Origin of the sequence: Chryseobacterium jejuense (assembly GCF_900100075.1) — a bacterium.
GTDB classification, from domain to species: Bacteria; Bacteroidota; Bacteroidia; order Flavobacteriales; family Weeksellaceae; genus Chryseobacterium; species Chryseobacterium jejuense.
This window is the reverse complement of sequence record NZ_FNEG01000007.1, coordinates 44465-66443: the sequence shown is the minus strand read 5'-3', so window position 1 is coordinate 66443 and position 21979 is coordinate 44465. Positions and strand designations below refer to the sequence as shown.

The 21979-nt window shown below is 35.5% G+C and carries 19 protein-coding genes and 3 tRNA genes; 5 read left to right on the top strand and 17 right to left on the bottom strand.

The window, feature by feature from the left end; translation table 11 throughout:
- Window positions 1-46: 46 nt before the first annotated feature.
- The 4 genes from BLS98_RS19570 to BLS98_RS19555 all read right to left on the bottom strand — a co-directional run bounded on the left by BLS98_RS19570 (window position 47) and on the right by BLS98_RS19555 (window position 6313).
- Window positions 47-1504: a TolC family protein gene (locus BLS98_RS19570; RefSeq protein WP_089738629.1), complete on the bottom strand. Its 1458-nt coding sequence runs from the start codon at window positions 1502-1504 to the stop codon at window positions 47-49.
- Window positions 1476-4667, bottom strand: a complete 3192-nt coding sequence (locus tag BLS98_RS19565; RefSeq protein ID WP_089738627.1) for an efflux RND transporter permease subunit — start codon at window positions 4665-4667, stop codon at window positions 1476-1478. Before BLS98_RS19565 ends, BLS98_RS19570 begins: the two co-directional genes overlap by 29 nt.
- 21 nt (window positions 4668-4688) lie before the next feature.
- Window positions 4689-5771, bottom strand: a complete 1083-nt coding sequence (locus BLS98_RS19560; protein WP_089738870.1) for an efflux RND transporter periplasmic adaptor subunit — start codon at window positions 5769-5771, stop codon at window positions 4689-4691.
- 146 nt (window positions 5772-5917) lie between these two features.
- Window positions 5918-6313 carry a hypothetical protein gene (locus BLS98_RS19555; protein WP_089738626.1) on the bottom strand — a complete coding sequence of 132 codons (396 nt, stop codon included), beginning with the start codon at window positions 6311-6313 and terminating at the stop codon, window positions 5918-5920.
- A gap of 614 nt (window positions 6314-6927) precedes the next feature.
- Here BLS98_RS19555 and BLS98_RS19550 point away from each other — a divergent pair.
- On the top strand, window positions 6928-7320 hold the full coding sequence (locus tag BLS98_RS19550; RefSeq protein WP_089738622.1) for a hypothetical protein: 393 nt from the start codon (window positions 6928-6930) through the stop codon (window positions 7318-7320).
- A 36-nt stretch (window positions 7321-7356) separates the two neighbouring features.
- Window positions 7357-7788 carry an META domain-containing protein gene (locus tag BLS98_RS19545; RefSeq protein WP_089738620.1) on the top strand — a complete coding sequence of 144 codons (432 nt, stop codon included), beginning with the start codon at window positions 7357-7359 and terminating at the stop codon, window positions 7786-7788.
- Window positions 7789-7843: 55 nt separating this feature from the next.
- On the opposite strand, the gene BLS98_RS19540 is transcribed toward BLS98_RS19545, so the two are convergent.
- The 9 genes from BLS98_RS19540 to BLS98_RS19500 all read right to left on the bottom strand — a co-directional run bounded on the left by BLS98_RS19540 (window position 7844) and on the right by BLS98_RS19500 (window position 18392).
- Window positions 7844-8101, bottom strand: coding sequence for a SemiSWEET transporter (locus BLS98_RS19540; protein ID WP_089738618.1), 258 nt, complete (start codon window positions 8099-8101; stop codon window positions 7844-7846).
- 37 nt (window positions 8102-8138) lie between these two features.
- Entirely contained in the window at window positions 8139-9173 is a 1035-nt protein-coding gene (locus tag BLS98_RS19535) for an NAD(P)/FAD-dependent oxidoreductase (RefSeq protein ID WP_089738868.1), read from the bottom strand.
- A 55-nt stretch (window positions 9174-9228) separates the two neighbouring features.
- Window positions 9229-10167 (bottom strand): type IX secretion system ring subunit PorN/GldN, encoded by a 939-nt coding sequence (gene porN, locus BLS98_RS19530; RefSeq protein ID WP_089738616.1) that lies wholly within the window; start codon window positions 10165-10167, stop codon window positions 9229-9231.
- Between the two features lie 20 nt (window positions 10168-10187).
- Window positions 10188-11777, bottom strand: coding sequence for a type IX secretion system motor protein PorM/GldM (gene porM, locus BLS98_RS19525; protein WP_089738614.1), 1590 nt, complete (start codon window positions 11775-11777; stop codon window positions 10188-10190).
- Window positions 11778-11825: 48 nt separating this feature from the next.
- The gene (porL, locus tag BLS98_RS19520; protein WP_045493229.1) at window positions 11826-12518 is read right to left on the bottom strand and encodes a type IX secretion system motor protein PorL/GldL; all 693 of its coding nucleotides are present in this window, start codon (window positions 12516-12518) and stop codon (window positions 11826-11828) included.
- 61 nt (window positions 12519-12579) lie between these two features.
- Window positions 12580-14001 (bottom strand): T9SS ring complex lipoprotein PorK/GldK, encoded by a 1422-nt coding sequence (porK, locus tag BLS98_RS19515; RefSeq protein ID WP_045493226.1) that lies wholly within the window; start codon window positions 13999-14001, stop codon window positions 12580-12582.
- Between the two features lie 108 nt (window positions 14002-14109).
- Window positions 14110-15963: a glutamine--fructose-6-phosphate transaminase (isomerizing) gene (glmS, locus tag BLS98_RS19510; protein ID WP_089738612.1), complete on the bottom strand. Its 1854-nt coding sequence runs from the start codon at window positions 15961-15963 to the stop codon at window positions 14110-14112.
- A gap of 28 nt (window positions 15964-15991) precedes the next feature.
- Window positions 15992-17608 carry a DUF4270 family protein gene (locus BLS98_RS19505; RefSeq protein ID WP_089738610.1) on the bottom strand — a complete coding sequence of 539 codons (1617 nt, stop codon included), beginning with the start codon at window positions 17606-17608 and terminating at the stop codon, window positions 15992-15994.
- 13 nt (window positions 17609-17621) lie between these two features.
- Window positions 17622-18392, bottom strand: a complete 771-nt coding sequence (locus BLS98_RS19500; RefSeq protein WP_089738608.1) for a glycogen/starch synthase — start codon at window positions 18390-18392, stop codon at window positions 17622-17624.
- A gap of 171 nt (window positions 18393-18563) precedes the next feature.
- Here BLS98_RS19500 and panC point away from each other — a divergent pair, with 171 nt between their 5' ends.
- Window positions 18564-19412: a pantoate--beta-alanine ligase gene (panC, locus tag BLS98_RS19495; RefSeq protein ID WP_089738606.1), complete on the top strand. Its 849-nt coding sequence runs from the start codon at window positions 18564-18566 to the stop codon at window positions 19410-19412.
- Window positions 19413-19573: 161 nt separating this feature from the next.
- On the opposite strand, the gene BLS98_RS19490 is transcribed toward panC, so the two are convergent.
- The 3 genes from BLS98_RS19490 to BLS98_RS19480 all read right to left on the bottom strand — a co-directional run bounded on the left by BLS98_RS19490 (window position 19574) and on the right by BLS98_RS19480 (window position 19890).
- Window positions 19574-19646, bottom strand: a tRNA-Lys gene (locus tag BLS98_RS19490).
- A gap of 53 nt (window positions 19647-19699) precedes the next feature.
- Window positions 19700-19782: transfer RNA gene (locus tag BLS98_RS19485), tRNA-Leu, on the bottom strand.
- Between the two features lie 35 nt (window positions 19783-19817).
- Window positions 19818-19890 (bottom strand) — tRNA-Lys (locus tag BLS98_RS19480).
- A gap of 115 nt (window positions 19891-20005) precedes the next feature.
- Between BLS98_RS19480 and BLS98_RS19475 the strand changes: the two genes are divergently transcribed.
- Window positions 20006-20521, top strand: coding sequence for a shikimate kinase (locus tag BLS98_RS19475; protein WP_089738604.1), 516 nt, complete (start codon window positions 20006-20008; stop codon window positions 20519-20521).
- A 12-nt stretch (window positions 20522-20533) separates the two neighbouring features.
- Here BLS98_RS19475 and BLS98_RS19470 read toward each other — a convergent pair whose 3' ends face one another.
- Window positions 20534-20971: an RNA-binding S4 domain-containing protein gene (locus BLS98_RS19470; RefSeq protein ID WP_089738603.1), complete on the bottom strand. Its 438-nt coding sequence runs from the start codon at window positions 20969-20971 to the stop codon at window positions 20534-20536.
- Between the two features lie 55 nt (window positions 20972-21026).
- Between BLS98_RS19470 and BLS98_RS19465 the strand changes: the two genes are divergently transcribed.
- Window positions 21027-21761 carry a hypothetical protein gene (locus tag BLS98_RS19465; protein ID WP_089738600.1) on the top strand — a complete coding sequence of 245 codons (735 nt, stop codon included), beginning with the start codon at window positions 21027-21029 and terminating at the stop codon, window positions 21759-21761.
- Window positions 21762-21979 lie beyond the last annotated feature (218 nt).

Genomic DNA, 21979 nt, shown 5'->3' with positions numbered 1-21979 from the left:
AACCCTCAAAACATTAACTGTTTATTGATTGAATTATGATATTTCTTTATTTCCAGCCACCGCCAAGACTCTTATAAATATCTACTACGGTACTCAACTGTTTTTGCTTCGCTTCTATAAGCTCCATTTTAGCATCCAAAGCATCTCTTTGGTTCAGAAGAACCTCAAGATAATCTGCTCTGGAATTTCTGAACAACTGGTTCGCAATATCAATAGATTGATCCAGGGCTTTTGTTTCCTGAGATTTCAATTGATAATACTGGTCTATATTTTTAATCTTCGACATCATATTGGCCACATCCAGATAAGCATTTAAAATCGTTTTATCATATTCATATAATGCTTGTACCTGTTTGGCATCCGCAGTCTGAAAATTAGCTTTAATCGCACTTTTATTAATCAATGGTCCAGCTAGCTCACCTACAAGATTATAGGCGATAGACTCCGGCATTTTCACCAAATAAGATGGTTTGAATGCCTCCAATCCTAAGGTTGCAGAAATTTCCAATGATGGATAAAATTCTTTCCTTGCAGCCTCTACATCCAGCTTTGATGCTTTCAATTCTAATTCTGCCTGTTTGATATCAGGACGATTAGCCAGCAATTGTGACGGAATTCCCGTATACACCGTTGGAGGAATGGTTGACATAAAATTCTCCTTGGTTCTGACAATCGGTTGTGGATATCTTCCTAACAGAGCATTGATCTCATTTTCTTTTTCCGTAATCTGCTGACGAATGGTATATTCTGAAGCTTTGGATTTTGCCAGCTCAGCTTCAAATTTCTTGACCGCCAATTCTGTTGCAGCAGCAGCTTCTTTCTGAATCTTAGAGATCTCCAGAGCTCTTTGCTGAAGCTTAATATACTGTTGAATAATATCCAATTGATTATCAAGCGCCAATAATTCATAGTAATTATCCGCAACTTCTTCAATAAGATTAGACAGAACGAAGTTTTTCCCTTCCACTGTAGAAAGATAATGAGCTACTGCTGATTCTTTTTCTGTTCTTAATTTCTTCCAGATATCAATTTCCCAATTGGCCATTAAACCACCTTCAAAGTTTCCAAGAGGATCCGGCATTTCTCTGCCAGGTTCTATTTGTGTGGTAGCATCTCCAGCTCCTTCACTCGTGTATCGGCCTGCTTTTTTTAATCCAGCCCCTATTCCTGCAGAAACTGTAGGTGTTAATCTTCCTTTCTTTGCTAAAACTCCACTTTTGGCAATTTCAATCTCCTGAAGGGTAATCATTAGCTCCTGATTATTCTTTAATGCAGTTTCAATAAGGCTTACCAGATTAGGATCCGTAAAAAATTGTCTCCATGGAGTTGTTCCACTGTTGTTGTTCGCATCCTGTTGTTCTTCCTGATTGAAGTTCTGAGGTATATTTTGTTTAACCTCGTCTTTTATCACCGTCGCCATTGGCGCCTTACAACTTGCTAAAACAAGAGATAAGGCGATGGCTGCTATTATATTTTTAGTCTTCGAATTTTCCATCGTGTTCATAAGGTTCAGTTTGTTCTGTTAAAGGATTTTCTTCTTCATATCTTGCCAGCCTCGACTTTTCAGCAATGGTTCCGAAAATGTAATACAATCCTGGAATAATCATCAACCCGAAAATAGTTCCTATCAACATTCCTCCGGCAGCAGCCGTTCCAATGGTACGGTTTCCAATAGCTCCGGGACCTGTTGCAATCACTAATGGAATCAGTCCGGCAATAAACGCGAATGAAGTCATCAGGATCGGGCGGAAACGAATAACTGCTCCTTCAATTGCAGCCTGCATGACAGGGATTCCCTCTTCGGCTTTTTTCTGTACGGCAAATTCTACAATCAACACAGCATTTTTACCTAAAAGTCCGATAAGCATAACCATGGCTACCTGAGCGTAGATATTATTTTCCAATCCTAACAATTTCAAACATAAAAATGCTCCGAAAATCCCTACAGGTAATGATAAAATTACTGGTAATGGAAGAATAAAACTTTCATACTGTGCAGAAAGGATCAGATAAACAAATCCTAAACATACCAGGAATACAAATACCGCTTCATTTCCTCTGCTTACTTCATCTTTGGAAATCCCGGCCCAATCAATACCAAAACCTCTCGGAAGTGTTTTATCCGCAACTTCCTGAATAGCTTTAATAGCCTGTCCACTACTGTATCCTGGTGCTGGAGTACCACTCACCTGAGCAGAATTATACATATTATGTCTTGTCATCTCAGACAATCCATATACTTTTTCCAATCTCATGAAATCGGAATAAGGTACCATCTGATCTTTATCGTTTTTAACGTACAATTTCAATAAATCTGTTGGCAATGCTCGGTATTGAGGCCCAGCCTGAACAATCACTTTATAAGGTCTGTCAAAACGGATGAAACTCGTTTCATAATTGGACCCAATCAAAGTAGATAAGTTATCCATTGCTTTTTCAATAGTTACCCCTTTCTGTTCGGCAAGGTCATTATCTATTCTAAGCATATATTGTGGGAAACTTGCAGAATAGAAGGTAAATGCAGATCCCAGTTCTGGACGTTTCTTCAACTCCTTTACAAAATCATTACTTACCTGTTCCATTTTATGATAATCACCACTTCCTGCCTTATCAAGCAATCGAAGTTCAAAACCTCCTGCTGCTCCATATCCCGGCACGGAAGGTGGTTGGAAAAATTCAATATTGGCCCCTGGAATATTTTTAGCTTTTTCTTCCAGTTTCTCAATAATTTCAGCAGCAGATTCTTTACGTTCGTCCCAAGTTTTAAGGTTGATCAAACAGGTTCCTGAGTTTGATCCCGTACCTTCAGTCAAAATCTCATATCCTGCCAATGAAGAAACAGACTGTACCCCATCAATATCTTCTGACTCTTTTAAGAGTTCTTTTGCAATCTGATTGGTTCTTTCCAATGTAGATCCTGGCGGTGTTTGGATAATTGCATAGATCATCCCCTGGTCTTCCGCCGGAATAAACCCTGACGGAAGTGAATTACTCAAGAAATAAGTAGCTGCACAAAAAACCAGTAACAGAGGTAACGTGAACATCTTTTTAGTTACTGTTTTATTCAGCATTTTCTCATACTTCCCAGCTCCTTTTATAAATAAATTATTGAATTTATCAAGGAAAATGGTAATTGGTGTTTTCTTTTTGGCTTTTCCGTGGTTATTCTTCAGAATTAAAGCACATAATGCCGGTGTCAAAGTTAAGGCTACAACCCCCGATAAGATAATGGATGATGCCATGGTAATTGAGAACTGACGGTAAAATACTCCTACAGGTCCAGACATAAACGCAATCGGAATAAATACGGATGCCATTACCAAAGTAATTGCGATAATAGCTCCACTGATCTCATGCATTGCTTCTTCCGTAGCTTTTAATGGTGAAAGATTCTTCTCTTCCATCTTGGCATGGACGGCTTCAATAACGACAATAGCATCATCAACGACGACCCCAATGGCCATTACCAAAGCAAAGAGTGAGATCATATTCAAGGTAATACCAAATGCTGACATCACAGCAAACGTTCCCACCAATGAAACCGGAACTGCTAATGCAGGAATTAAGGTAGAGCGCCAGTCTCCAAGGAAAAGGAACACCACAATAGCAACCAATATAAAGGCTTCAAATAAAGTATGAATTACTTTTTCCATAGAAGCATCCAAGAATCTGGAAACGTCATAACTGATCTCATAATGCATTCCTTTCGGGAAAGTATTTTTCTCAAGATCTGTCATTAAGGCTTTCACATTCTTAATAACATCACTTGCATTGGAACCATAAGATTGCTTTACAGTGATAGCTGCAGACGGTTTTCCATTTAATGTGGAATAAATATCATACATTGAACTTCCGAATTCAATATCAGCAACATCTTTCAATCTGATGGATTCGCCATCAGGTTTGGCTCTTAAAATGATATTTCCATAGTCTTTTTCATTATTAAAACGACCTGGATATTTCAATACATATTCAAATGACTGAGAACGTTTTCCGGAACTTTCCCCGGTTTTTCCCGGAGATGCTTCCAAACTCTGTTCATTCAGAGATTCCATCACTTCATCTGCTGAAATGTTATAAGCTGTTAACCTATCAGGTTTAAGCCAGATACGCATTGCATATTCACGGGTACCCAGGATATCAGCAAAACCAACTCCATTTATCCTTCTCAATTCAGACATTACATTGATATCTGCATAATTGAACAGAAATTTCTGATCGGCTTTAGGATCGTCACTGTACAGGTTAATGTACATCAACATATTCGGTTCTTCACGGGTAATTTTTACTCCTTCACGAACTACCAGAGGAGGTAATTTATTAACTACAGAAGATACGCGGTTTTGAACGTTTACTGCGGCAACGTTAGGATCTGTTCCAAGGTCAAATACAACCTGAATGGATGCCTCTCCGTCATTTCCGGCGTCCGAGGTCATATATTTCATACCTGGAACCCCATTTAATCCTCTTTCCAACGGGATAACAACCGATTTAATCAATAATTCGTTGTTGGCTCCGGGATATTCTGCGGTAATATTTACTTTAGGTGGAGAAATTGAGGGAAACTGAGTCACCGGAAGTTTTACCAATGATAGAATCCCCATAAACACAATAATCAATGAGATTACAATAGACAGAACGGGTCTGCGGATGAATTTCTTAAACATACTACTTCACTTTAGAGACCACTACTCTGCTTTTAATTTCAATGATTGAAGAACCTTTTTAGGATCCTGGAATTTTGTTTTTACTTTTTGATCATCCTTCACCTTCTGAACACCTTCCAAAAGAATCTGATCTCCTTTTGAAATTCCAGAACCTACTACATAAAGATCCGGAAGTTCATAAGCAATTTTAATATTTCTGGATTTTGCAGTACCGTTTTTATCAATAACAAATACATATTTCTGATCCTGAATTTCATACGTAGCTTTCTGAGGAATAATAAGGGCATTGTGAACCGGCATAGTCATCTGCACTTTTCCGGTTTCACCGTTTCTCAGAAGCTTATCAGGGTTTGGAAACTTAGCACGGAAAGCAATATTTCCGGTTTCGTTGTCAAATTCTCCTTCAATAGTCTGTATTTCTCCTTTTTGAGAATATGTTTCTCCATTTGCTGTAATCAGAGATACCTGATTGCTTCCTCTGTCTGCTGCATGCGTCTGATAGCTCAGATATTCCGGTTCAGAAACGTTGAAATACGTATAGATACTTGTATTATCTGATAAGGAAGTTAACAGATCACCTTCATCTACCAGACTACCCAATTTTAAAGGAATTCTATTGATAATTCCTGAAAAAGGAGCTTTAATATCGGTAAAAGACAAGTGGATTTGTGCTAGTTTCATTTCTGCATTGGCTGCATCCAACTTAGCTTTAGCCATAGCTTTTTCATTTTTGGATACAATATTGTTTCCAGCTAATGTAGTGGCATTTCTCAGTTCAATAGAAGCCTGCTCTACTTCTGCTTTTGCCTTTAAGAGTTCTGCCTGATAAAGCTTAGGCATAATACGGAACAGGGTTTGCCCTGCCTGCACATACTGTCCTTCATCTACAAAAATTTTCTCAAGGAATCCTTTTTCCTGCGCCCGAACTTCAATGTTCTTTACAGACTGAATCTGAGCTACATATTCCTTATTAATCACAGTATCCATTACTACCGGTGATGTTACCGGGTAAGTAGTTACTTCTTCCTTCTCCTCTTTTTTCTTATTGCAGCTTACAGCCAGTAATAGGACACTAAGCGCAATACCTGAGGCAACTCTTTTTATCATAATTCTAGAGTTTATAAATCGTTAATGTTTTGAATAGAAATAAATGGTAATAAAGAATAGTACGGAGCGATGATTACCAACATACACAACGCAAAGCATCCCCACCTGAAATCAGGCAGAAACTTATTGAGAAAAATGAAATTTTAAATTCTAATAGAACGGATAAGAATAAACTTTTTGGCAGTAAGCCCCCAAATAAACCCATGAATATCAGGTTTAAACTGTTTGTTACTTTTTAATCCAAAAATATAGACCAGACTAAAAACTGCAGCAAAAACAATAATAGCCTGCAATACATCAGACAGCTGAAAATCATTTTCTGCAAGTTCCAAAGTTGAATTATCATCTATCGTATCAGAAGTCATCTGCTGGATAGAAAGCTTTTCATAAGTCTGATTCAGTTTATTGGCTCTTTTAGGAAGATGATGATGAGAAACCTGACCGGAATAGTCGCTTCGAAGTGTTTTAACATTGAGTTTGCTTTCTACTACAAACAGCAGAAAAAGACTCGTTAAAAAAAATACTATAAAGTTTCTCATTTTGAAGTGGCAAATGTACAGCTAGATTATGATACCATCATAATAGATTAACAAAATTTAACGCTTCTTTAAATAACCTGAATTCAAAATTTTATCAAACATTAAACACCATGAAAAACAGATGTTTATATCTCATAAAGATCTCTTATCAATACAATAATACATCTTAATACTTTCTTTTTAGGTTCAGTTATGTCTCGTTTTTCGACATTTTATTTTAAGAAAATTTATGATTAATGGAAAATATCAACCATAAAAACTAAACTTTATCATGATTTCAAATTATTAATACAGGCGTATTGTTATTCTCTGAATTTTGAATTATTTTTGCCGAAAATTTAAACAACAAATGAACAACGAAAAACATTCCCTCTATCCAACTGATAATAAATCGGTTAAAAAAACAACACCAATCCTCTCAATCACAAATTTCTTACTATAAATAATCAGCTTTTGTTTCATTGAAGAATGTTTAAAAAATGATGGACAAAACCTAATCGTTTAAAACATAATATTAGTTTATGAAAAATTAACACATATTTACCAAAAATATTTGTAATTTTATATAGTATTAACATCATAATTCATGAAACACTTTAAAATCACTTATCACTATGAAAAATTTATTAACAACAGTCCTTTTGGGATTGGCAGTTCTTTCCTCAACAGCGTGTAAACATCCCGGAAAAGATGCTGAAACCGTTACCGCTGTTACTTCAGAAAATACAGATGACATTTCAAAAGATGTATATGTTGACAGCTATGGAGAAAAAATAGAAGTTACGATCAACCGTTCTAAAAATACAGCGACGATACATTTAAACGGTAAAACTTATGACCTTAAAAAAAGTGCTGCTTTGCCTGAGTATACAGCTTCTAACGAGGAGTACCAATACTCTGAAATTAAAGGGAATATCACTTTTTTAAAGAAAAATGTAGATATGGTGCTTTTCCATCTTAAACAGGCAAAAAAAGAATCAGGTCCTGCAAAAATGGCATCGTATTAGCTTATGTACAAACAGAAAAATTAAAATTTAAAATTTATGAAAAGCTTGTATTACTATTTATCTGCTCTTTTCCTAACTGTATTTCTTGTTTCTTGCCAGACACAGACTGCACAGAAACCAACAACAGATATTACAGGAAAGACTTGGAAACTAACGGAACTTAATGGTCAGCCGATCAAATTAAAAAATCCAAAAAGCAATCCTTATTTCAAACTTGATATGAATGGAATGAGATATGAAGGTAATGCTGGATGTAACGGATTAGGAGGTACTTTTGAAATCAAGCAGGATGTCATGAGAATCAAATTCAACCAAGGAATGTCTACCATGATGGCTTGTGAAGATCTTGATATCGAAAATCAGTTTACAAAGGCTATCCTTGCAGCTGATAACTATTCTGTGAACGGAAATACGTTAACATTGAACAAAGCAAGAATGGCTCCTTTAGCGAAGTTCGTTCTTGAATAAGAAAAAAATAATTAGATTTAATATAAAAAGACGTCCTTGTATGGGGACGTCTTTTTTACTTTTTGTTATATACCATATAGCAAATCAAAAGGTTTATATTCACTAAAACAGCAAATGAGTTTGACACAATAATAGGAAGTTCGTCTTTTACAAAACCATACCACACCCATAAAGATAACCCCGAAATAAGAATCAAAAGCATAAGCAGAGAGATATCTTCTACATTTTTCTCCCGCACTACTTTTACAAGCTGTGGGATCATGGAGATGGAAGTAAGTACTCCTGCTATAATCCCTAATAGGTTTTCATTCATAGATTATCGCCTTTAAGATTATATGCTGATGAAAAAGTTATTTAAATCTATTTAGCGAGACTTCTTCATGCAACGGAATACCTTCTTCTATAAAACGGAACAGATCTCTTGCAAAGTAACATCCGTTTAGAATTCCTCTTGCTCCCAGCCCATTGAAAACATATAAATTACTATGAATCTCATGTCTTCCAATAATTGGTCTTCTGTCTTTTACTGTAGGTCTGAAACCAAAGTTCACTTCTTTCACTTCAAAATCATAAGGATAGAATTCTGAAAGTCCGTTGACTAGCTGATTCACTGCAGATTCATCAATGTGGTGGTGTAGCTGCTCACGGTCATAAGTTCCACCATAGAAATAAAGTCCGTTCCCGGTTGGAAAAAGGAAGTGCTTCTTTTTAATGGTGATATTTTCCGGAATAGGCTGAGAGAGTTCAACTTTTATGTGATGTCCTTTATTGGGTGTCACATTAATATCTGAAAAGTAAGGATTATCCTTTACTCCCATTCCTTCACAGAAAATAATATTTTTGAAATTAAAATCTTTGTAAGTTCTTTCCGAAGGATTCAATTTAGCATATTCAAATTTTTCACTGATAAGAAAACCGCCTTTTTCAAAATAATTAAATAGACCTGTGAAAAATCCATTAACATTCAACCTGGCAGACTGATTTACCTTTCCTGTGAGAAAATCGTTTTTTACTACATTTAAAGACTCAAATTTTTCTTCCAAAAAGTTAGATAATTCTTCGTTTCCGGATTTTTTAAGCCAAAGCTTCTGTTCATTTTCATCATGAAAAATTCTGTGAATAGATGCGTCAATCAAATAATTTTCTCCAGTATAACCTTCTATCTCCTTCAAGCTGTTCTTCAGAAAATCAATTTGCTCCTGAGCCTTCCAAAATGTGGTAAACTTTTTAAGAACCACAGGATTGATAATCCCTGCAGAAACCTGCGAAGCGCTTTTTCTTCCCTCGGAAAAAATGACAAAGGATTTGTTGTTTTTAATTAGCTGATGGGCTAAAAAAAGCCCGGCATATCCATCTCCTACAATAATATAATCTACATTTCTCATAATAAAAAAAACCTGAGTAAAAATACTCAGGTTTTCTATAAATATCAAGTGAAATTTAGTAATTCCACATATCATTTTCCATTTCCAGGATCTGCGACTTAATTCTGTCACTTTCTTCTAACTGATCGTCAGCATCTTTAGGGATATAGTCCTTAATAGTACCGTCTCCTAAACCGCTTGAAGATTTGTAGATTACAGAAGAGAATCTTCTTGCATTGATGATATCATCAAAAGATAGATCTGCAGAAGTATTTTTTCTGTTGTAAACATAATTGTTTGCTAAGATATCTCTTGCATTCGGATAGAAAATCCAGAATAGGTCGATAAGGTCATCATTGCTTGCAATTGGCTTCCCATCTGGTCCTATAACTCCTTGTACTGCTGGATCTGGTCCCATTGCTGCAATACCTAGAGGTCTGTATTTCATTTGTCCGTCTCTCTTATCGATGAACCACATACCCATAATTTTCAGAACTTTTACTTTCTCAGTAGTAGTCTTAAATACGTCGGTATATTCTTTTTTCTCCTGTTCAGTTAATTGTCTTCCAGAGTTTAGAATATCGATAGCTGCATCGTTGATTCTAACATTCTCCAATCTTTTCTGGATTCCTTCCGGTGAAAGCTTTACAGTAAAGTTTTCATCGTCATATACTTGCTCAATTTTACCACTTAAAGCTGCATCTAACAATAACTGGTATAGAGATCTTGTAGGGGTAGAAAGAAGACCATCCGGGTTATCATAGTAAAATGGCTGATTGATCTTATCATTCATATCGATGATTTCCCAAACAAACATACTCTTAAGGATGTCTTTGTCTTCCACAAATCCATATTCAAGAGGCTTTACTGTTTTATCAATAATAGTATCACCAACTTTTTGTTTGTTCTCCGCTCTCATCTGTCTAAACTCTTCTGGAGAAGAAGCGTTCAGAATAGTCTGGGAAAATGCAAATCCCGAGACTAATACTAAAAGGGTGCTAATATATTTTTTCATAATAAATTACAATTTTAGTCCTATTGAACATTAATAATTATAGGAGTAATGTTTTTAATCTGTTGACCTTCTAATCCTTGAGCTGTTGCTTTGATATCGAAGATAGATACTACATCTCCTGTTCTCAGATTCTTGATTAATCCAGCAGCATCGCCTAATGTATTTCCATGGATCAATAGTGCAGCTCTACCTGGCACTCTTACCATGAATTGTGTTACGTTAAACGAAACAGGGAAGTCGAAGTCAGGAATTGCAGCCTGTACAGATTGGTTAGGAATAGAAGTTGCCGGCATCGACAATACATTCTGTCCTCTCATCTGACCTTGAGGTGGCGGAACATTCTTGATTCTATATTCAAATACCTGCGATACAGATTTTCCATGAGGGTCTACTCCAGATAATGTTAATTTCACTGTAGTACCTGTAGAAGGTTTTACAATCCACTTACCAGGACCTGTATTTCTTACAGAAGCTCCCGGAGCTGATAATGAAAGTTTAGAGTTATCTGCACCTAAGATAGATCCTGATACAGGGTTCTCCAATCCTCTATACATTACATTCATTTTATCAGCAGAAAGCAATAATCCTTTTTCAAGTTTTACTTCTCTAGGTCCTGCAATTACATTATAAGTATGTGTCCAAGGATAGTTTTGAACTTTACCTGTAGCATCTGTTAAAGTAATTGTACCTCCTAATTTATGCTCACCAATACCTGAACCTGAAATAGAAGAAATACCTTTTCCGTTCTCAACTTTACTTACTCCAGAAATACTAATTTTATTACTGTTTGAGTAATTTCCTAACATTACTTTTATTTCTGCCTGCTTACCAGCCTGGATATCTACAGGACCTGAAACGATAGGTTCATAGCTTGAAAACTTGATACTAGCATCTACTTTTTCCTGAAGTAATAATGCTAATGCATCAGACTGAACGTTTCTGGCATCATTTTGGATAATCTCCAAGTTAGATATTGCAGCGATTAATGGCTGATGATAAAACTTATTTTGAAACCAAGTCTTCTCGTTTGGAGATGTTCCTTTAGGATATTCCGCAATTAAGGACTTGTTTGCTCTTTCAATTAAATCTTTAAGCTGTCCGTTAGAACCAAAAGTTGCATTGATATAATTTCTTACATCATCAATTTTCTTTTTCAGTTCCATTGCATTGGCAGAAGGTGTATTTTCATCTCCTTCTTTGAAAAAATATTCAGTAGTAGCTTCGTTGTTGTTAAGTGCAGCAAAGTTTTCACTTACATCAATATCTTTTCCCTCTTTATCTTTTTCATGAAACTCAGATTGTTTTTTCAACAAGTCTTTGATATCTTGAGCAGATTTCACCAATACATCAATCTTAGTTTTCAATGTTTTGTATTGTTCCCAAGGCTGTGCATAAGTATCTGGAACCTGTTGTGCTTTGGCTTCCAGTGTTTTTTCGAAAATCTTTTCGTTTTTGTTTTCCGTTAAACGTCTTGTTTCGTTTAAGGCTTTAGTTGAGTCATAATATGACCTGATGATTTCTGCATCGATGTTTAGGGCCATCATCGCGATGAACACCAGATACATTAGGTTGATCATCTTCTGACGAGGGGTCTGTTTTCCTTGTGCCATTCTCTTTTCTTTGTTTTTTGATTAAATAGTTTAAGTAATGGTTAGGAATTAGGACTTCATAGCAGTTAGCATACCACCATAAACTCTATTTAAGTTATTAAGATTAGAGGTTAAACCTTGTAGCTCTTGATTGAATTTTTCAGAATGTTCAACAGATTTCTGCATGTCAGAAACATATTTAGTAGCAAATTCTGCTTGTTTCTTACCGCTTTCCAACTGCATCGCATATAATGCATTCATACTTTCCATATGCTGAGCAGCCTTGTTCAACTGATCGTTATATTTGTGTGTAGAAGCAGAAACATCAACAGTTTGGTTGATTTGATCTACAGAACTTGAAAATTTATCGATTCCTGTTCTTAGTCTTTCGAATAGTTGAACATCTAATCTTGCATCTTCAAGCATTTTATCCAATTTAGTAGAAAGAGAATTTTCTAATTCTGCAAAGTGGTTACCTGTATTTCTAGTTGTTACATTTGAGTGTAACGGGTTTGGGTTAGCATGTTTATCTAATAATTCAGGGTAAACATTTTCCCAAGCATAAGACTCTTCAGTTTTTGGAGGGTCGAAAGCGAAGATAATAAAGATAATCGCCTCTGTAATAAGCCCTACAGTAAGAGCAATATTACCGTTAATTGGTCCCAAAGTAATGTGAGTAATTTTAAGCCAAGCTCCAAGAATTACAATTGCAGCACCGAATGAATAGAAGAAATTCATCCAAGCATCTTTCGTCTTAAACATATTGAGTTAGTTTTTTTAATGTTAAATAAAATTGTATTGAAAAATAATTGTTTTGGTTTTGTTATCTGTTAACTCTTCTTGGCTTAACAGCTGCTTCAGGAATGTCCTGTACAGTTCTAAATCCGATATAGCTTCTTGCTGAATCTTTTCTCTCCCAATCTCTTGCACCCGTCATTAACGCATATCCTATATCTTTCCAAGATCCACCTCTTACAGATTTCTTAGTATCCTTTTTATCTTTAGTAGAAGGATTTAATGTAGAAGAGAATCCATAAGAAGAGTTGTTATACGCAGATTCTGTCCACTCAGAAACGTTTCCAGCCATATCAAATAACCCAAATCCATTTTTCTTAAATTTCTTAACTGGAGCTGTATATGTATAAGTACCTTTTTTCTCGTCTTCCATGTAGTTACCTCTCTTAGGTTTAAAGTTAGCTAAGTAGCAACCTCTGTCATCCATTAAATATGGACCACCCCAAGGGTAAGTGGCATTTTGCATACCTCCTCTTGCAGCATATTCCCATTCGATTTCTGTTGGAAGACGGAACTGCAATGGTCTTTGTTTTTTTCTTTTTAAACTTTCGTTATAGTCAGTTTTCAATTTAGATCTGAAGTTACAATAAGCTCTTGCCTGATCCCAGGTAACACCAACTACAGGGTAGTTTTTGTAAGCTTTGTGCCAAAAATATTGTTCAAATAATGGCTCATTGTAAGCAAAGTGGAAATCTTTTACCCAAACCGTAGTATCGGGATAAATCGCGATACTCTGGCTTTTAAGGTAATTCGCTCCTCTTTCGTTATCTGCAAGTGCAGCATCCATATCTCCCCAACGGTACGTATACTTCAGCTTACTAACATCTAAAATTCTTTCGTTTCCAATTCTTGAAGAAGCAGGCAGATACATAGATTCCAGAACTTCTGCGTATTCTACATCCGGATACTTAGTAGTGCTCCAGTGTAAAGGAATTTTCCAGTCTAATCTTTTGCTTGCATCATAGGTACCGTCTTCACGGCCACCCTGCCCTTCCATATATTCCTGATAAGGTGTTAAATTTTCTTCTTTTTTAGCAAGGTATGCATAATCTCCTATGCTTGCTCCTCTACGACCGCCTTCGTCACCACCTTCTCCGGCAGCTTCAGCGAGTAGAGTTCTTGCGATAGAATCTCTTACATAGTTGATAAATACCCTGTATTCTGCATTGGTAGTTTCTGCTTCATCCATGAAGAAAGAAGAAACAGTAACTGTCTTCAATGATGCTTTTTCAGGTGTATTTGTTGGGTCCTGGTCTGCTAAACCAGCAACAAATGAACCTGCAGGAATTGCAACCATTCCGTATGGTCGTTCCGCAACAAATGATTTCGTTTTTTCTCTTGGTATCAATTCACCTTTTGTTCCTGGCTTCCCTACAGAAGAGCTGCCACCACCTGAACAAGATACCGATGCTACCGATGCAGACAATAATAAAAGAAATATCCTTTTCATGTTAATTTTTATAATTAAGCCGTAAATATATAATTTTTTTAAGAAACTTTTAAGATTTATTTTGAAATAACGGAAGAAATCTAAATTTATTTTATTTACAACTATTTTTTATTCTACAGTTACAGATTTTGCCAAGTTTCTTGGCTGATCTACGTTGGCTCCTCTATATACTGCAATGTAATAAGAAAGCAACTGTAACGGCACTGAAGCCACAATTGGAGAGAAACATTCTGAGGTTTCAGGAATTTCAATAACATAATCTGCCATTTCGCTAACCTGACGGTCACCTTTGTTAACAACAGCTATAATTTTCCCTTTTCTAGCTTTGATTTCCTGAACGTTGCTTACAATTTTATCATAGTGTCCTTTTTTAGGTGCTATAATAACAATTGGCATATTTTCATCAATCAGAGCAATTGGTCCATGCTTCATTTCTGCTGCCGGATAACCTTCTGCGTGGATATAAGAAATTTCTTTAAGCTTCAACGCTCCTTCTAAAGCTGCAGGATAATTGTACCCTCTTCCTAAGTAAAGGAAGTTGGTAGCTTTCACAAAGTCTTTTGCAATATTCTGAGTCAGCTCATGAGTAGTACTCAACACTTCTTCAATCTTCTTAGGAAGAGCATCAAGTTCTGAAATTAAGCTCATAAATTCAGCATTTCCTAAATTTCCGTTATGCTTACCTAATTTAAATGCAATTAAAGTAAGGATAGTAAGTTGTGCTGTAAATGCTTTTGTAGAAGCAACCCCGATTTCCGGACCTGCATGAGTATATGAACCAGCATCTGTAATTCTTGCAATAGATGAATCTACTACATTACAAATACCATAGATAAATGCACCTTTTTCTTTAGCAAGTTTTAAAGCAGCCATTGTGTCTGCAGTTTCTCCTGATTGAGAAATCGCAATTACAACATCTTTATCAGTAATGATAGGATTTCTGTATCTGAATTCTGAAGCATATTCTACCTCTACCGGAATTCTTGCATATTCTTCGATAAGATATTCTCCGATAAGACCTGCATGCCATGAAGTTCCACAAGCAATGATAATAATTCTATTAGCATTTTTAAACTTTTCTACATGATCCCAAATCCCTGCCATTTTGATAACTCCTTCATCAACAATAAGTCTTCCTCTCATGGTATCATGAATAGACTTAGGTTGTTCAAAGATTTCTTTCAGCATGAAGTGTTCATATCCTCCTTTTTCAATTTGCTCTAAACTTAGTTTAAGCTCCTGAACTTCAGGTTCAATCTTAGAGTTATCATTAATAGTTCTGATATCTACACCATTTTCTAAAGAAATGGTAGCCATATGACCTTCTTCAAGATAAATAGCTTCTTTTGTAAATTCTACGAAAGGAGAAGCATCAGAAGCAATGAAATATTCTTTATCACCAAGTCCGATAGCTAAAGGAGACCCTAATCTTCCTACAACCAATACTCCAGGATAATCTTCATGAAGTACTGTTATAGCATAAGCTCCATATACTTCATTTAAAGCATATCTTACCGCTGCCGGGAAATCAATCTCCGGGTTAAGATCCATAAAATATTGAATAAGGTTTACCAATACTTCAGTATCTGTTTCTGACTTGAAAGTAAATCCTTTTTCAGTAAGCATAGTTTTAATGGTATCATAATTCTCAATAATACCATTATGCACTAGTGCTATTTTTCCGTTATTTGACAAATGCGGGTGAGAGTTTCTATCACTCGGAACTCCATGGGTAGCCCAACGTGTGTGCCCCATACCAATTTTGGCTGTTCCTTTTAATTGCTTCGAAATATTCACCAAATCCTCTACTTTACCTTTTGTTTTTTCTACTTCAAGTTTGTTGTTTGAACCTTCTAAAACAATTCCGGCACTATCATATCCTCTGTATTCAAGTCTTCTAAGACCGTTAATTACGATCTCATAAGCATCCTGAAAACCTGTATATCCTACTATTCCGCACATATTTATTTTGTCTTGTGTTTATTGTGTTTTATTTATTATTGGCTGTTGAATAAGTAACCTTAAGCTGAACTCTCTTCTCAGTCTTATCTGATCCTATCAGAACAATTCTATTCATATCAGTACCTCGGGTCGTATAATTTGCTCCAATAGGGTTACCGTTTTGACCTTTCATAAATGCTCCTACATAAAGATAGAGTATCTTATCTGCTGCTGCAACGCTACTATTTTCAACAATATCTTTAAGAGTTTGTGTTACTACAAAATCATAAAATTCAAATTCTCCTTTTGCTTCCTCGTTTTTAATAGTTGTCTTACCATAATAATACGTTGGAAACCCTTTTAGCATATCCGGTGTAAAAGCAGGTTTTATGTCTTTATTAGAAATTTCATTAGGCAGAAGGATAAATTTACGATCTGCAACTACAGACTGAGGATTAGCAAATGTTTTATCTTTATCTATGAATATTCTGATTTTAGCTCCTACAATTCCAGCTTTATTTGTATTAAATTTTTCTTTCAAATTTTCAATGGTTGCTTTGTCAATTTTCAATCCTACATAAGACCCCCCCATTCCTTGTGAAAAAAGCAACCCATCACCTGTTACATTATTGTATTTTATAGCTTTGTCAAATTCAGAACCTGATCTGTCATACTCATAACGTCCCAAACGGGTATTTCTATTTCCAAGATCAAATGCAAGTACTTGCTGTGGTCTTGTTACAGTAGCATTTTCTGTTTTATCAGCTTTGTAATACAAGCGAAGTTCCATATCATCAGGTGAAAACTGGAAAAGATAACCATCATCTCCTTCTACTGATAGCTTAATCCCGTTGAAATATCTTGTAAAGTTAGCAGCATCCTTAAGCACATTATCTCCTCTTTTATTAAGGATATTTTGTTGGAAATAATCTTTATCCAGATTCATTCTGAAGCCTAGTTTACCATCAAATACAACTGTATTGTCTGATTTTCTAGTAGCCGTTATAGTACTTACATTTCCATCAAAAGTAGCAGATCCAAGTAAATCTCCTACCGTTACGTTCTTATTAGAATAAGTAAATTCTGGTTTACCAGAGTCTAAGAACTCATTAACTCTATGTACATTAATTTTCATAGATTTAATGGTCTCAGCATTCCCATATTTACGAACAGGATAAGTTTTCTTTTCTAGTGAAACAGCTACCTTCTCACCATCAATCATAAAATCATTTTTATCATAAGCACCCGGTGCTACTACCTTATCAGCCATGTAATAAGTATCATCTGCTGTATTCGCTGGAGTTCTTACCACCAAAACTACAGAATCTACCACTGGTTTCTCGCCAATTTGATAACCATCCGGTAATCTCAGCTGGGTAATATAAGATGCTTTCTGCATCCCAAACTGCCCTTCTTTAAATGCCCCCAGAACCGCTACACGAGTTCCTGATGTTGAGACAAGCTGTCCCCAATCACTTTTGATAGAATCATTATTATTAATATTATAGGCTATAACATCATATGCCTTTTCAGCACCTGTTGCTGCATCTTTATCAAAGAGTTGCTGCCCAAGAGAATCCGGATCCGGTTCACAGTTATAAAGAATTGCACTTCCGAAAACCGCCAATAGAAGCATGGCGAAAGTCCTTTTAAGAGTATGAGTCATTAAAAATGTGTTTTTAATAAAGTTGATTTATTGAATCTACGTCAAGATACTCCGACTTTTGAGTCGCTGTTTCATTGAAAGCCTTATCAAGGTCTTCATCCAGGAATTCATCTCCCTTTACAACAGTATCTACATAGTTCATACTTTCGATAACGAAACTTTTGATTGTTGGATTATCTAACGCTTTTAATCCTGAAATATTATCAAACTTCAGCTTTTCATCGATCTTTTTATCAAGTTCCGCTTCTTTCTCATTGTACAGAGAAAGAACAATTTTCGCATCCTTGAAGTAAGTATCTGATTCGTAGTAAGTCTTAAGATAAATTGGAACAAATGAAGACATCCATCCATTCAAATGAATAACATCCGGCACCCAGTTTAGTTTCTTGATGGTTTCAATTACTCCTCTTGCGAAGAAAATCGCTCTTTCGTCATTATCATCGAAAGGGGTTCCTTCGTCATCGAAATAATATTGTTTTCTTTTGAAGTATTCTTCATTGTCTATAAAGTAAACCTGCAGTCTTTCCCCCGGAAGAGACGCTACTTTAATGATAAGCGGCTGATCCAGGTCATTGATAATAATATTCATCCCTGAAAGACGGATTACCTCATGAAGTTGGAATTTCCTTTCACTTATTTGTCCAAATCTTGGCATAAAAACTCTTACATCATTGCCTTCATTGTGCATCTTAAGCGCCATTTTGTTTACCACAGCGGCCATATTTGTATCTTCCTGGTACGGATACATCTCTGTAGTAATGTACAGTATTTTTTGATTCGGCATAAACTTTCTATCTAATTTTTGTAAAAATGCTTTAATGTGCAAAATTACAAAAAAACATCCAACATTATTTTAATTAACATTATTTTACGAAAATTCCCTTTACCAAATTGGTAAAAACACATTTTATTATATGATATTTTTAGTATTTTTGAATAAGTATTAAAATAAACTATGGAAGTTATAAAAAACAGGAAAACCCTTCAGGATTTCATTGAAAGACAGAAGGAAATGGGAAAAAGAATTGGCTTTGCCCCTACGATGGGAGCTCTGCACAAGGGACATCTTTCTCTGTATGAAGAAGCAAAAAAGGAGAATGACCTTGTTATTTCTTCAATTTTTGTAAATCCAACTCAATTTAACAATCCTGAGGATCTGGAAAAATATCCGAGAGATGTTAACAGGGATATCCTGATTCTGGAAAAGTCCGGATTGGTAGATGCTGTTTATATACCTGAAGTTGCTGATATTTATCCTGAAAAAGCAGAAAGCCAATCCTACGATTTTGATGGATTGGAAAATGAAATGGAGGGAAAATCCAGACCAGGACACTTTGACGGTGTAGGAACTGTTGTAGAGGAATTATTCCGACAGATAAAACCTGACAATGCCTATTTTGGAGAAAAAGATTTCCAACAGCTAGCCATCATCAGGAAAATGGTTGATAAAAAACATCTTCCAGTTAAAATAAAAGGAGTTTCTATCTACAGAGCAGACAACGGACTGGCACTAAGTTCAAGAAACCAAAGGCTTCATGAGGATAGAAAAGAAGCTTCTAAAATCATTTATGAAACCTTACAGAAAGTAAATGATTGGTTCAGAACAGTTAGTATTCCTGAAATCAAAGAAAGAGTAACTGATATTTTTGACAATCAGCAAGGGATGCAATTGGAATATTTCTTAATTGCTGATGAAAATACCCTGCAGGAAACGGACTTCTTCTATAAAGATAGAAAGTTCAGAGCATTTATTGTAGTAGTTGTGGATGGAGTCAGATTAATTGACAATATGCATTTGGATTAATATATATTCTTTACAAAACAAGAACTCTGATAGTAACGTCAGAGTTTTTTTTGATTTATTATTTATTGACACAAAAAAATCAAAGGCCTCCGGAAGGAAGCCTTTGAAACACCAAATCACAAAATATTAATATGAAAAAAATTTACTTTTCAGTAAACTTGTGACCCGGCTGGGATTCGAACCCAGGACCCATACATTAAAAGTGTATTGCTCTACCAGCTGAGCTACCGAGTCGGCCACAATTAAAAATAAGTAAATATTCTTAATTATAAAAATTTTCTTTGCAGTGCCTGCGACTGGACTCGAACCAGCACATCCTTAGGAAACCACCCCCTCAAGATGGCGTGTCTACCAATTTCACCACGCAGGCAATAAAATTACAAGATTTGTAATATTTATTGCTAGTGACCCGGCTGGGATTCGAACCCAGGACCCATACATTAAAAGTGTATTGCTCTACCAGCTGAGCTACCGAGTCGGCCACTTGTTCAACAAGTTTTCATTTAAGCAATGTCCCTTGTTTTAAGTGGTGCAAAGATATGACTTTTTTCTTTATCTCAAAACTTTTTCGCAAATTTGTTTAAAAAAAATTCATGATAATTTCACTAATTGGTTACATGGGAAGTGGCAAATCTCACATTTCCAAAATATTAAGCGATAAAATAGATTTCAAACTCATTGATCTCGATAAAGAGATTTCCAGAAGAAATAAATTAACCATTCCTGAGATTTTTGAAAAAAAAGGAGAAATTTATTTTAGAAAACTGGAAAGAGAAGTACTTGAAGAAATATTAGCATCAGAAGAGAATGTAATATTAAGCCTTGGGGGTGGAACTCCTGTTTATTATAACAATATGGAGATCATCAATCATAATTCCAGAAGTGTCTTTTTAAGAACTTCTGTAGGAACATTGGTTGAGAGGCTTTCTAAACAAAAGGAAAAAAGACCATTAATTGCCAATATTTCGGATGAAGACCTTCCAGAATTTATTGCCAAGCATTTATTTGAAAGAAATCAGTTTTACAGTAAAGCTCAGTTTAATGTAGGAACTGATGGCAGAGAACCTGAAGATATTGTTAAAGAAATAATAGAAAAGCTCTATCTCTAGAGCTTTTTTATTTTAACCTTCGTCTTCGGTTTCATTACCTGTTTCCCCGAAGAAGTCATCCCAATCTGTAAAATCAGCATCAATATCGTTGCCTACATAATCATCCATATCCCTTCTGTCTTTCTTCGTAGGTCTTCCCTCTCCTTTGTTTCTGTAATAATCCTGGGTCATTTTACGAAGTTTCAGAAGTTCATATTGTTCCTTATCTGTTACATCCTGTATGTGGAGAGGAACTAATTTGGCTCCCATTCTACTTTTAGGAATCTGTAAAACCTTTATTTTATAATCAATCTGATTCTTTCGGATTTTAATAATATCCCCTTCTTTTACCTCCTTAGATGATTTTACGGCAGACGTTCCCATAGAAACCCTATTCTTTTTAATCTCCTCAGTTGCAATACTTCTTGTCTTATAAAAGCGAATGCTCCATAAAAATTTATCTATTCTCATATTTTTTTATACTTTTGCCGTTATATTATTTGTAAAGTAATTAAAGTTTTTTGAAATGAAAAAAATATTTTTATATATCCTTGCCGGATCTTTGTGTTTTACTGCATGTAAAAAAGATGATGAAGTACCTACGTATCAGGAGCCGGAAGACATCAATGTTCAAAACACCTATGACGATCAGGCTATTACGAAGTTCATGAATGAGAACTATCTGGATGCTCAGGGAAATATAAAACCTTTCAGTGCTACGGACACTTCTGATGATAAAGAAACAAAATTATCAGATTTAAAGTATACAAAGCTTCCTTCCGGAACAATCTATATTATGAGAGAGGGTGCACAACCAGCTGTGGGTGAAGGTAAGGTAATTGGTAGTGATGATATTATTAAAATAATGGGTAAAGCTGATGCTTACCAGGCTATTGATAACAATGGAACTCCTGTATTTTCAGCCAAATCACCATTCTTAAACACTATAGATGGTGTTACCATTCCATTTGTTGACCCAGCATATTATTATGCAAAATCATCCGTAAGAACAGACAACAAACAAGAAAGACCTTATTTTGAAATAGCTGGTTTCAGAGAGGCATTACAAAAGTTTACAGCTTTTAAAGATTTACCAAATTCAACCCCTTATAATCTACAGGGTGTAATTATTGTTCCGTCAAGAGCTGCATTTGCAAGAAACCCTCACTATCCTTACTTTGGATATTCTTATAGAAACAAGTCATTTGTTTTCAATTTCCAGATATATGGAACTGAAGTAAGACCTGATAAAGATAAATAAAAACAAGCCGTCTATAACAGACGGCTTTTTATTTGCTAAATAATCTTGAAAGCTGACGATCATCTGCAAAAGCCTTTTGAAGGTAAAGATCTCCTCATTTGGAAGATCAGAGAAACTCATCAAAGCAAATAGTATCGCTTTCAAAGTCTACCAAATCTTAGATATAAAAAAATCAGATTAGAGATCTATTCTAATCTGATTTTTTATTTATTAAGCAG